Origin of the sequence: Paenibacillus sp. FSL R10-2788, assembly GCF_038003885.1 — a bacterium.
Lineage (GTDB): Bacteria > Bacillota > Bacilli > Paenibacillales > Paenibacillaceae > Paenibacillus_AQ > Paenibacillus_AQ odorifer.
Window position 1 is genome coordinate 24,377 of record NZ_JBBOQA010000001.1, and the last position, 12,679, is coordinate 37,055.

The following is a 12,679-nucleotide window of genomic DNA, read 5'->3' on the forward strand; positions in this document are numbered from 1 at the left end:
ATTATAATACGATAATACATAGATGATGCTTTATGCTTTTGATTTTATATAAAAAAACTCTTGCAATGAATCTCTATACATGATATATTCTAAGTCCGGCCAAGAAATACACATGCCGAGCTCGAAAAAGAAGTTAAAAAAAGAGCTTGACATTAAATAGCCGAACATGATATAGTATAAGAGTTGCTGCTGAGACATTAAACGGCGCCAACGAGAACTTGATCTTTGAAAACTGAACAACGAGTGAGTAGGAAATCACGCAAGTGAAATCCAAAATTAGAGAATTAATTTTCTCGTCAGATGTTTCAAAATGAGCATATCGCTCTTTTCAATACTAATTGGAGAGTTTGATCCTGGCTCAGGACGAACGCTGGCGGCGTGCCTAATACATGCAAGTCGAGCGGAGTCATTTTGAAAGCTTGCTTTCAAAATGACTTAGCGGCGGACGGGTGAGTAACACGTAGGCAACCTGCCCTTCAGACTGGGATAACTACCGGAAACGGTAGCTAATACCGGATAATTTCTTTTTTCTCCTGAGAGAAGAATGAAAGACGGAGCAATCTGTCACTGAGGGATGGGCCTGCGGCGCATTAGCTAGTTGGTGGGGTAACGGCCCACCAAGGCGACGATGCGTAGCCGACCTGAGAGGGTGAACGGCCACACTGGGACTGAGACACGGCCCAGACTCCTACGGGAGGCAGCAGTAGGGAATCTTCCGCAATGGGCGAAAGCCTGACGGAGCAACGCCGCGTGAGTGATGAAGGTTTTCGGATCGTAAAGCTCTGTTGCCAGGGAAGAACGTCCGGTAGAGTAACTGCTATCGGAGTGACGGTACCTGAGAAGAAAGCCCCGGCTAACTACGTGCCAGCAGCCGCGGTAATACGTAGGGGGCAAGCGTTGTCCGGAATTATTGGGCGTAAAGCGCGCGCAGGCGGCTATTTAAGTCTGGTGTTTAAACCTTGGGCTCAACCTGAGGTCGCACTGGAAACTGGGTGGCTTGAGTACAGAAGAGGAAAGTGGAATTCCACGTGTAGCGGTGAAATGCGTAGATATGTGGAGGAACACCAGTGGCGAAGGCGACTTTCTGGGCTGTAACTGACGCTGAGGCGCGAAAGCGTGGGGAGCAAACAGGATTAGATACCCTGGTAGTCCACGCCGTAAACGATGAGTGCTAGGTGTTAGGGGTTTCGATACCCTTGGTGCCGAAGTTAACACAGTAAGCACTCCGCCTGGGGAGTACGGTCGCAAGACTGAAACTCAAAGGAATTGACGGGGACCCGCACAAGCAGTGGAGTATGTGGTTTAATTCGAAGCAACGCGAAGAACCTTACCAGGTCTTGACATCCCTCTGAATCTGCTAGAGATAGCAGCGGCCTTCGGGACAGAGGAGACAGGTGGTGCATGGTTGTCGTCAGCTCGTGTCGTGAGATGTTGGGTTAAGTCCCGCAACGAGCGCAACCCTTAACTTTAGTTGCCAGCAGGTTAAGCTGGGCACTCTAGAGTGACTGCCGGTGACAAACCGGAGGAAGGTGGGGATGACGTCAAATCATCATGCCCCTTATGACCTGGGCTACACACGTACTACAATGGCCGGTACAACGGGAAGCGAAGCCGCGAGGTGGAGCCAATCCCATCAAAGCCGGTCTCAGTTCGGATTGCAGGCTGCAACTCGCCTGCATGAAGTCGGAATTGCTAGTAATCGCGGATCAGCATGCCGCGGTGAATACGTTCCCGGGTCTTGTACACACCGCCCGTCACACCACGAGAGTTTACAACACCCGAAGTCGGTGGGGTAACCCGCAAGGGAGCCAGCCGCCGAAGGTGGGGTAGATGATTGGGGTGAAGTCGTAACAAGGTAGCCGTATCGGAAGGTGCGGCTGGATCACCTCCTTTCTATGGAGAATCGTTCTCTGCAATGAGGACATTCAAATCGGAAGCTCAGCTTCCAAAACTCAGGTTTAGGCCTGTTACTCACTCGTTGCTCAGTTTTGAGAGTTTAAGCTCTCAAGTAAGACTTGATCCTTGAAAACTGGATACCGAAACGAATTTGCGTTTTAGAACATCTTTTAGCAACTTGTGCAAACAAGTAAATGTTATTAGTGAGATGATTCCAAAGAGAATATCATCGTATGATATTTTCCTACGGAAGAATCAAGGTTAAGCTAATAAGAGCACACGGAGGATGCCTAGGCGCCAGGAGCCGACGAAGGACGTGGCGAACAACGAAACTGCCTCGGGGAGCTGTAAGCAAGCTTTGATCCGGGGGTGTCCGAATGGGGAAACCCAGCTGTGGTAATTCGCAGTTACTCATTTCTGAATACATAGGAAATGTAGAGGCAGACCAGGGGAACTGAAACATCTAAGTACCCTGAGGAAGAGAAAACAATAGTGATTCCGTCAGTAGCGGCGAGCGAACGCGGAACAGCCTAAACCTAAGAGCTTGCTCTTAGGGGTTGTGGGACGTCTCACATGGAGTTACAAAGGAATATGGTAGGTGAAGAGGTCTGGAAAGGCCCGCGATAGAGGTAAAAGCCCTGTAACCTAAACTGTGTTCTCTCCGAGACGGATCCCGAGTAGTGCGGGGCACGTGAAACCCCGTATGAATCCAGCAGGACCATCTGCTAAGGCTAAATACTACCTGGCGACCGATAGTGAAACAGTACCGTGAGGGAAAGGTGAAAAGCACCCCGGAAGGGGAGTGAAATAGAACCTGAAACCGTGTGCTTACAAAAAGTCAGAGCCCGATCTATGGGTGATGGCGTGCCTTTTGTAGAATGAACCGGCGAGTTACGTTTAACATGCAAGGTTAAGCCGAGAAGGTGGAGCCGCAGCGAAAGCGAGTCTGAATAGGGCGAATGAGTATGTGGACGTAGACCCGAAACCGTGTGATCTACCCCTGTCCAGGGTGAAGGTGCGGTAACACGCACTGGAGGCCCGAACCCACGTACGTTGAAAAGTGCGGGGATGAGGTGGGGGTAGCGGAGAAATTCCAATCGAACTCGGAGATAGCTGGTTCTCCCCGAAATAGCTTTAGGGCTAGCCTCGGTATAAGAGTAGTGGAGGTAGAGCACTGATTGGGTGCGGGGTCCGCAAGGATTACCAAGCTCAGTCAAACTCCGAATGCCATATACTTATTGCCGGGAGTCAGACAGTGAGTGCTAAGATCCATTGTCAAAAGGGAAACAGCCCAGACCATCAGCTAAGGTCCCCAAGTGTGTGTTAAGTGGGAAAGGATGTGGAGTTGCACAGACAACCAGGATGTTGGCTTAGAAGCAGCCACCATTGAAAGAGTGCGTAATAGCTCACTGGTCGAGTGACTCTGCGCCGAAAATGTAACGGGGCTAAACACACCACCGAAGCTATGGCTAGATACGTATGTATCTGGGGTAGGGGAGCGTTGTGTAGGGGTTGAAGGTGTACTGAAAAGAGCGCTGGACACTACACAAGTGAGAATGCCGGTATGAGTAACGAAAAGATCAGTGAGAATCTGATCCGCCGAAAGCCCAAGGTTTCCTGAGGAAGGCTCGTCCGCTCAGGGTAAGTCGGGACCTAAGGCGAGGCCGAAAGGCGTAGTCGAAGGACAACAGTTTGAAATTACTGTACCACCGTAATCCGCTATGAGCGATGGGGTGACGCAGGAGGGTAGTGACGCGGACTGATGGATGTCCGTCTAAGCAGTGAGGCTGATGTGTAGGCAAATCCGCACATCGATAAGGCTGGGCTGTGATGGGGAGCGAAAATTATAGTAGCGAAGGTCATGATCTCACACTGCCAAGAAAAGCCTCTAGCCAGGAGAAGGTGCCCGTACCGCAAACCGACACAGGTAGGCGAGAAGAGAATTCTAAGGCGCGCGGAAGAACTCTCGTTAAGGAACTCGGCAAAATGACCCCGTAACTTCGGGAGAAGGGGTGCCCCGGTAGTGTGAATAGCACGAGGGGGCCGCAGTGAAAAGGCCCAAGCGACTGTTTAGCAAAAACACAGGTCTGTGCGAAGCCGCAAGGCGAAGTATACGGGCTGACGCCTGCCCGGTGCTGGAAGGTTAAGGGGAGTGGTTAGGGGTAACCCGAAGCTATGAACCGAAGCCCCAGTAAACGGCGGCCGTAACTATAACGGTCCTAAGGTAGCGAAATTCCTTGTCAGGTAAATTCTGACCCGCACGAATGGCGTAACGACTTGGGCGCTGTCTCAACGAGAGATCCGGTGAAATTTTAATACCTGTGAAGATGCAGGTTACCCGCGACAAGACGGAAAGACCCCATGGAGCTTTACTGCAGCTTGATATTGAATTTGGGTACGATCTGTACAGGATAGGTGGGAGCCGTAGAAATCGGAGCGCAAGCTTCGGTGGAGGCGCCGTTGGGATACCACCCTGATCGTATCTAGGTTCTAACCTAGTGCCCTTATCGGGTACGGGGACCGTGTCAGGCGGGCAGTTTGACTGGGGCGGTCGCCTCCTAAAGAGTAACGGAGGCGTTCCAAGGTTCCCTCAGAATGGTTGGAAATCATTCGCAGAGTGCAAAGGCATAAGGGAGCTTGACTGCGAGACCTACAAGTCGAGCAGGGACGAAAGTCGGACTTAGTGATCCGGTGGTACCGCATGGAAGGGCCATCGCTCAACGGATAAAAGCTACCCTGGGGATAACAGGCTTATCTCCCCCAAGAGTCCACATCGACGGGGAGGTTTGGCACCTCGATGTCGGCTCATCGCATCCTGGGGCTGAAGTAGGTCCCAAGGGTTGGGCTGTTCGCCCATTAAAGCGGTACGCGAGCTGGGTTCAGAACGTCGTGAGACAGTTCGGTCCCTATCTGTCGTGGGCGCAGGAAATTTGAGAGGAGCTGTCCTTAGTACGAGAGGACCGGGATGGACGTACCGCTGGTGCACCAGTTGTTCCGCCAGGAGCATGGCTGGGTAGCTACGTACGGACGGGATAAGCGCTGAAAGCATCTAAGCGTGAAGCCCCCTCAAGATGAGATTTCCCAATTAGTAAGACCCCTTGAAGACGACGAGGTAGATAGGTTGGAGGTGGAAGTGCAGTAATGCATGGAGCTGACCAATACTAATCGGTCGAGGGCTTATCCTATACGTAGAATGCAGATTCGTTTCGGATTCAGTTTTCAGGCATCAAGCCTGAAATACGCTTAGAAATTCATTGTCACTTCTGGTGATGAACCGAATTTCACGCGGCAGCGTCTGTTTCACAGACGCATGTTTGGTGGCGATAGCGGAGGGGTTCCACGCGTACCCATCCCGAACACGACCGTTAAGCCCTCCAGCGCCGATGGTACTTGGACCGAAGGGTCCTGGGAGAGTAGGACGTTGCCAAGCACATTAAGCCATTGTTGATTTATCAGCAGTGGCTTTTTTGTTTTTTTTTGGACAAGAGTGATATTTGAAGGGGAGTACAACATCTGAAGGGGCTGTAATTGAGTGACATTTTTGTTACCGACGCAGAGGTCGATACAAGTATAATAGATAAGTGCAAATAATAAGCAACATCTCTAATACGAAGGAACTACTCATAAATTCTAACTTTGAATTTTCTTGTGTCTTTAGATGCATTGTGGAGGTAAGGAGGATTTAAGGCATGAAACAAACAAGAATTATTAAGATATTAATTTTTTCGTGTATAGTAGCTTTAATACTGGCAGGCTGCGGTACGAAAGCGCCCAGCTGGGATGCTTTTGAGGGTGCGCTAAACGAGAAGAATTTCCCTGTACCCCAAGAGGCGTACTCACCAGACCAGACTACGACAAACGTTGCTATGGATTATGTACGTTATTCTTTACCTGGATTAAAGGAGAAGAATGGTATCCCAGAGGAGTATATGGATACTATTAAGGCCTGGGGATGGGTTGAACAGGAAGAGGGGAATGCCGATTCATCTGGTGTTTTTCAGAAGGATGGAGTAACGGTTCATTTAACAGTACATGATGATTATTTTATAGTTATGATTCCTAAAGAAAAGAAGGCCTTAATTAAAGGTCTTAAGACAAAATAAATAATCGCCGTCCTTTATGGATGGCGATTTATTTATATGCGAATACAGGTTAACCGTACTCTATTGAGAGTAATAGGAGGCATCGGTTGGATTAAACTTCAGCATGCCTTCCTTGTTGCGTTGATTTATTTTGAACAGTGTATAGAGACGGGGTAGTAAAAGCCACAAGTGGCAAATAATCAGGGATACTGTAAATGCCGGTGGTGACCAAAAAATAAAGAGAGCTGCAATACAAAGACCAATATAAAAATTATGTAACTGTACTTTACGGAAAATGCGGTAACTAATGTGTTGATCTGGCATGAAGCCAAGCCACGGGATTTTAAATGAGATGGACCATCTTTTTGAAATAGGATGCCCGGAGATTAGAAGTACTGAGCGTGAAATAACATATTGAACCCAGAACATAACCGGAGCAGCTATAATTAAGTAGAGAATACTCCACCAAGAAAGAAAGACTGTCTCGAGCACAAGGACCAAAAGAGGGAGCAAAATATAAACACGCAGCAGAGGTGCCGTTAGATTAATTTTTTTGATTAATTTATATTGATAGAATGTAGCAGCGCCTTTGGTGTTGGATTCCATATAAAATAGACTAACCTCCTCACAGATTCATATGTTCTTAATATCGGCGAATGAAAGCATTTTATTAAACTATGGGCGAATATTCACCGATATGGGGGCAGCGGAATATATATAATACACGAAACGAAGGATATGAAAAAACTATGAAAAGGTTTAAAATGATAGAAGGTGTATCATACTGTTCTTAAAAGAGTCAAGGTGGGATGGTTATGGAACAGCAAACCGGGCAAGCTTGTATCATTTGTGGACAGGAAAAAGAAGAAGGTATTGTGATTGTCTCGCATTTTATTTGTGAGGATTGTGAGGCAGAAATGATCCGTACCGAGGCAGAAGATGCTAAGTACCGTTTTTTTATTGGCCAGATGAAAAAGATCGGATTGCAAAAGAACGCTTAAGTAGAGTAACTCTGTTAATTGATGCGGATAAGAGAGCGGTCTGGATGAAAGATATAAGGGCTGCATTAGAGATATTCATATACGGCTTCCTCGTTGTTTAAGCGGGGGGAGCCGTTTTGCTGTTCAGTCAGATGCTTTTATGAGGAAACATAGGAGTTTTTGAATATTTACGTTAAAATAGAAGGAACCCTATGGGAAGGAATTTAATATGAATAAATTACAACGATGTAGGGCGCCTGTATACGAAATGCTGGAGCAATATAGAATTGTGGGTAATATATCTTATCATGTGCCGGGACATAAAAATGGAGCAGCATATGACGGCGTAGAAGGCGCTGGGTATCTAGATGAGGTTATGAAGTACGATGTTACGGAGATTACCGGCACGGATGATCTTCATCATCCTGAGGGAGTCATTAAGGAAGCACAGGAGTTGGCTGCTGATTGCTTTGGAGCAGAGGAGAGCTTTTTTCTAGTTGGCGGAAGTACGGCGGGCAACCTAGCGCTGATTCTAACGGCTTGCCCCGAGCCTGGAATGATTCTGATCCTTCAACGAAATGTGCATAAATCAGTGATTCATGGTCTTATGTTAGCTGGAGTGCGGGCTGTTTTCGTCGAGCCGCTGATTGATCCACTCAGCGGCTTGGCAGTAGCGCCGGCGGCAGAAGCTGTTGAGGCTGCACTTGCAGCCTATCCTGAAGCCGCCGCTGTATTTGTCACCATGCCCAATTACTACGGCATGGGCAGTGACCTCGCGCCCCTCGCGCGTATCTGCCACGACAGCGGAGTACCGCTGCTTGTCGATGAAGCGCATGGGGCGCATTACGGGCAGCACCCGGCACTGCCTGCCGGGGCGCTTGCTTGTGGCGCGGATGGCGTAGTGCAGTCCACGCACAAGATGCTCACAGCAATGACCATGGGCGCTATGCTGCATGTTCAAGGGCAGCGGCTCGACCGCGCCCTGCTCTCGCAGCGGCTCGCCATGGTGCAGAGCTCCAGCCCATCATATCCTATGATGGCGTCGCTTGATCTTGCCCGGCGGCTGCTGCACAGCCGGGGCAGCGATGCTTTCACGGCGGGGCTGGCCGCCGTGGATGTCCTGCGGCGCGGCCTTGCCGAGCTGCCGCGCTATGGATTGGTGCAGCCGGTAGAGCAGCTGCACGACGGTACGCCGCTGCATAAGGCGGCGTACGAGATGCAGGACCCCTTCAAAGTCGTCATTTATGACGCCACCGGGGTCCTAGGCGGTTTCGAGCTGCAGCGCAGGCTCGAAGCTAAGGGCTGTGTGCCGGAGATGAGTGACGACCGGCACGTAGTGCTGCTGTTCAGCCTCGGTTCGAAGGCTGAAGATGCAGCAAGGTTATTGCAGGCGCTGCGGGAAATAGAGTCGGAGGATACATCCGAATCACCGCACACCGCTGCCATTTCAGAATCTCGAAATATTTCCACGTGGAACAATTTGAATGTTTTACAAATCTCAGCACCTGTTCCCTTCTCTTTGAAGCCGGTATCAGTCAATGAGGTAGAAAGTATTAATCTTGAACACAGCGTGGGGAGAGTAGCTGCAGAAATGGTAATTCCCTATCCACCAGGCATTCCATTATTATATCCGGGTGAGGTCATCACAGATCAGATACAGCAAAGACTGACTGGTTTAGCTTATGGAGGCGCGAAGTTCCAGGCTTGTGCTGATCCGGTCTTGCAGCGTATTAAGGTATACAACATTCAGAAGGGCGGAGAAGTATAAGTGGGCAAAGAAGGTTTCTTCATAACATTAGAAGGGGGCGAAGGCTCCGGAAAAACAACGGTACTGGGCAGAGTAGCAGCATATTTGCAGAATCGGTCCATGCCCTATCGAATTACACGTGAACCTGGAGGCATAGAAATCGCCGAAAAAATTCGCTCTATTATTCTGGATCCTGCCCATACTGCAATGGATGCACGTACAGAGGCATTGCTGTACGCTGCATCAAGAAGCCAACATCTCGCTGAAGTAGTAGAGCCGGCTCTTAGAGAAGGGCTTACAGTCCTCTGTGACCGCTTTGTAGACAGTAGTCTCGTTTATCAAGGACATGCAAGAGGATTAGGTATGGAAGAGGTGTGGAGTATTAACCGCTTTGCTATTGGAAATCGCATGCCCGATCTAACCTTTTATCTGGATGTAGAACCTGAGATTGGATTATCACGGATTGCGGCCAATCAAGATCGCGAAGTCAATCGTCTGGATATGGAGAGTCTTGCCTTTCATCAGAAGGTTCGTGAAGGATATCATTTATTAATTAAGGCGAATCCGGAGAGAATAGTAGTTCTTGATGCAAACCGCCCTATTCATCTGGTAGAACAAGATATCGTGAGAACTCTTGAAGAGAGAGTATTAAAGGGTTTTTAGGGTGTTTTGTCTAATATAATAAGAGAAGTAGCATATAACTAAGCGTTTGCTTATGAAGTGAGGTTACTACTAAGAACACATTAAGTAGTAATACTCCATAAAACTTTTTTGGGAGGGAATGCGAAGATGAAGTTGATCATTGCAATTATCCAGGATAAAGACAGTAACCGGTTATCCAGTGAGCTAGTAAAAGCCAATTTCCGTGCTACCAAACTCGCAAGTACAGGTGGATTTCTGCGGGCGGGAAATACGACATTTATGATTGGGGTAGAAGACAGTCAGATCGAAGCTGTACTAAACGTTATCCGTAACAGCTGTAAAGTGCGTGAACAACTAGTCACTCCAGTAACTCCGATGAGTGGCACGACGGATTCCTATTTACCGCTCCCTGTTGAAGTACAGGTCGGTGGCGCTACTGTATTCGTGCTTCCTGTAGATCGTTTCGAACATTATTAAGTATAATATAAATGAGCAAGTCATTTACAAAAAAGGGGCGGTAGATAACCTTTGAAGATCAATCCGGGATATAGGCCCTTAAAGAGTGAGCTTCCAAATGCAGAAGGGGCTAATAAGCCTGTTCAGCAGAAATCGTTCTCTGACGTTTTTCAGCAGCAAGGTGAACAGAAAACCAAAGATGAACTAAACCGCCAGATCAAAGAAATACAGTCACAAGGCGACCGTTTATCTAAGTCTATGACCATTCGTGAACTCACCATTTACCGGATGATGATCAAAAGGTTTCTGGAAGAAACCGCTCGTAGAGGCGTTATACTGAAAGAGACACGTGGATGGGATAGACGTGGGCGGGGCAAGCGTTACAAGCTGCTTGAGGAAATTGATGCGGCTTTGCTATCTATGGCAGACGATCTGCTGAATAGTGAGCAGGGCCGAATAGATCTGTTGGGACGTGTTGGAGAAATTCGCGGGTTGTTAATCAACCTTTCTTTTTAAAGTTTTGGGAGGAAATTATGCCTTTTCATGATATAGTAGGCCAGGAGCATGCTAAACGGCTACTCCAAAATGCCTTGCGCAAGGACGCTGTGAGCCATGCTTATTTATTTACAGGACCAGCAGGCAGTGGACAAATGAAGACGGCGCTGATGTTTGCCCAAGCAATTTTTTGCACTGAAAGCAAGGATGACGCCTGTGGCGAATGTCTAGAGTGCCGAAAGGTTGAGCATGGAAACCATCCTGATTTGTCATTGCTGCAGCCCGACGGTGCAAGCATAAAAATAGATCAGATCCGTGAGCTGCAGCGTGTCTTTTCCTATCGATCTGAGGGTGTGAATCCAAAGATTTATATTATAGATGGGGCAGACAAAATGACGGTACAAGCTGCCAATAGTTTGTTGAAGTTTCTGGAAGAACCGCCAGCTCCGGCAGTAGGAATCCTAATATCTGATAATAGTCGTTCTTTATTGCCGACGATTCAGTCACGGACTCAGCGGATTCCATTTAGTCCGTTAAATCCGGATATTATGCTTCAAGCGCTAGCAAGTGAGGGTGTGCCGATCCCCTTAGCTCGATGTGCAGTATCACTCAGTTCGGGACTTGATGGTTGCAGGGAACTTTTGGAACAGAATTGGTTTGCAGAAATGAGAAATCTAGTGTTACAATTAGCTAAGGAGTCCTTAAGCAAGGGCAGCTCCACGGTAGCAACTGCCGGGCAGAAGCTGTTCAAGACTGGGCTCGCTGAACATTTGGATATCCTTTTCAGCATGTTCCATCTATGGTTTAAAGATATGCTCTACTTCCTGTACCGCAAGCATGAAAGTATCGTTTTTATAGATCAGTTAGACTTTATTTCCAGGCATGCCCGTGGGCGCAGTGCGGAACAATGGGTGGCTTATATGGGATATGCAGCAGAAAGTACTAAGAAGCTGCGTTCCAATGCCAATGCCCAGTTGTGTCTGGAGCAGTTCTTAATCCGACTGGAAAGTTAAAGGATTAGCAATGATATATCCTCCGGATGTCGCTTTACCTGGAAGTATCGTTTTAACAGACGAGGAAGGACAAGCATGGATCATCAGGGAGCGGACATGCCCATAGGTTCCTTTTACCGGCAAACAAGGGGGTTAATTTTTGTACAGCGTAGTAGGTGTCCGTTTTAAAAAAGCGGGTAAAATATATTATTTTGATCCACTTGATTTTCCGATTGAACGAGATCAATGTGTTATTGTTGAGACAGCACGTGGGGTGGAATACGGTAAGGTTGTCGTAGGCAAAAAAGAGGTGGAGGAGTCCGATGTTGTACTACCCCTCAAAAAAGTGATGCGTATTGCCGGAGAAACCGACGCACGCGTAGTTGAGGAGAACAAAAGCGCCGCTAAGGAGGCTTTTACCACCTGTTTAAATAAAATACGCGACCACGGTCTCAAAATGAAGCTCGTAGATGTAGAGTTTACTTTTGACCGTAATAAGATTATATTTTACTTTACGGCCGAAGGACGCGTTGATTTTAGAGAATTGGTTAAGGATCTGGCAAGTATTTTTCGGACCCGCATTGAGCTTCGGCAAATTGGGGTACGTGATGAAGCAAAGATGCTAGGTGGACTTGGACCTTGTGGACGAGTGCTTTGCTGCTCCTCTTGGTTAGGGGATTTTGAACCCGTATCCATAAAAATGGCCAAGGATCAGAACCTTTCACTTAATCCGACCAAGATTTCCGGACTTTGTGGACGTCTGATGTGTTGTTTGAAATTTGAGCATGACAATTATGAGAGTGTAAAGGAAGAAATGCCAGCGGTCGGCAAGATTGTCGTGACCTCATTGGGGGATGGCAAAGTAGTAGGAATCAATGCCGGAAACCGTACGGTTCATGTACAGTTGTTTGAAGTGGGCAAAGTTAAGGAACTTCCAATGGATGATGTTGTCGTCAAGTAAACCATATAAGGTTACTTTCGGGGTGGAAACTTGGAGAAGAAAAATATATTTGCACACATGCAGGATATGGAAGCGCAGATGGAAACGATGCGCGCCAATCTTGGAGAATGGAAACAGACGGTAAAAGAACTGATGGAAGCTAACCAGAGGTTAACTCTGGAGAATGAACAGCTTCGCAAAATTTTAAAGCGGGATGCACCTTTGGATCCTACCGTAGATTCTGCGGAGGCGGAAGCTCTTTTAGCTACCGGAGAGGGAACAGAAGAGGTTGTCGGGGAAGGTTATGACAACTTGGCTCGACTTTACCACGAAGGCTTTCACATCTGTAATGTTTATTTTGGACATTTACGCACGGAAGGTGACTGTCTGTTCTGTCTTTCTTTTCTTAATAAATGAGGATATCCAGCCGTAGGAGATTAATCCTACGG

10 protein-coding genes and 3 rRNA genes are annotated in these 12,679 nt (G+C 47.8%); 12 read left to right on the forward strand and 1 reads right to left on the reverse strand.

Annotated features, from left to right (window positions below):
* The first annotated feature begins 335 nt into the window (after window positions 1-335).
* From NSQ50_RS00100 to NSQ50_RS00115, 4 genes are all read left to right on the forward strand, one after another.
* A 16S ribosomal RNA gene (locus tag NSQ50_RS00100) occupies window positions 336-1,893 on the forward strand.
* Window positions 1,894-2,155: 262 nt separating this feature from the next.
* Window positions 2,156-5,081 (forward strand): 23S ribosomal RNA (locus tag NSQ50_RS00105).
* A gap of 128 nt (window positions 5,082-5,209) precedes the next feature.
* Window positions 5,210-5,326, forward strand: a 5S ribosomal RNA gene (gene rrf, locus NSQ50_RS00110).
* The 16S, 23S and 5S rRNA genes sit together here, the layout of an rRNA operon.
* 259 nt (window positions 5,327-5,585) lie before the next feature.
* Window positions 5,586-5,999 carry a hypothetical protein gene (locus NSQ50_RS00115; RefSeq protein WP_076225109.1) on the forward strand — a complete coding sequence of 138 codons (414 nt, stop codon included), beginning with the start codon at window positions 5,586-5,588 and terminating at the stop codon, window positions 5,997-5,999.
* A gap of 60 nt (window positions 6,000-6,059) precedes the next feature.
* Here the strand turns inward: NSQ50_RS00115 and NSQ50_RS00120 are convergent, their stop codons facing one another.
* Window positions 6,060-6,584: a hypothetical protein gene (locus NSQ50_RS00120; RefSeq protein ID WP_076105826.1), complete on the reverse strand. Its 525-nt coding sequence runs from the start codon at window positions 6,582-6,584 to the stop codon at window positions 6,060-6,062.
* 209 nt (window positions 6,585-6,793) lie between these two features.
* Here NSQ50_RS00120 and NSQ50_RS00125 point away from each other — a divergent pair, with 209 nt between their 5' ends.
* The 8 genes from NSQ50_RS00125 (at window position 6,794) to yabA (ending at window position 12,647) form a co-directional block, all read left to right on the forward strand.
* Window positions 6,794-6,979, forward strand: a complete 186-nt coding sequence (locus tag NSQ50_RS00125; protein WP_036678851.1) for a sigma factor G inhibitor Gin — start codon at window positions 6,794-6,796, stop codon at window positions 6,977-6,979.
* A gap of 208 nt (window positions 6,980-7,187) precedes the next feature.
* Entirely contained in the window at window positions 7,188-8,726 is a 1,539-nt protein-coding gene (locus NSQ50_RS00130) for an aminotransferase class I/II-fold pyridoxal phosphate-dependent enzyme (RefSeq protein ID WP_076225108.1), read from the forward strand.
* Entirely contained in the window at window positions 8,727-9,368 is a 642-nt protein-coding gene (gene tmk, locus NSQ50_RS00135; protein WP_076099910.1) for a dTMP kinase, read from the forward strand.
* A gap of 126 nt (window positions 9,369-9,494) precedes the next feature.
* On the forward strand, window positions 9,495-9,824 hold the full coding sequence (locus NSQ50_RS00140; protein ID WP_036678844.1) for a cyclic-di-AMP receptor: 330 nt from the start codon (window positions 9,495-9,497) through the stop codon (window positions 9,822-9,824).
* A gap of 51 nt (window positions 9,825-9,875) precedes the next feature.
* Entirely contained in the window at window positions 9,876-10,319 is a 444-nt protein-coding gene (locus NSQ50_RS00145) for a YaaR family protein (protein ID WP_036678842.1), read from the forward strand.
* 17 nt (window positions 10,320-10,336) lie between these two features.
* A complete protein-coding gene (gene holB, locus NSQ50_RS00150) occupies window positions 10,337-11,311 on the forward strand; it encodes a DNA polymerase III subunit delta' (RefSeq protein WP_036678839.1) in 975 nt (324 codons plus the stop codon).
* A 139-nt stretch (window positions 11,312-11,450) separates the two neighbouring features.
* Entirely contained in the window at window positions 11,451-12,251 is an 801-nt protein-coding gene (locus NSQ50_RS00155; protein WP_036678838.1) for a PSP1 domain-containing protein, read from the forward strand.
* 30 nt (window positions 12,252-12,281) lie between these two features.
* Window positions 12,282-12,647 (forward strand): DNA replication initiation control protein YabA, encoded by a 366-nt coding sequence (yabA, locus tag NSQ50_RS00160; RefSeq protein WP_036678835.1) that lies wholly within the window; start codon window positions 12,282-12,284, stop codon window positions 12,645-12,647.
* The last annotated feature ends 32 nt before the right edge of the window (window positions 12,648-12,679 follow it).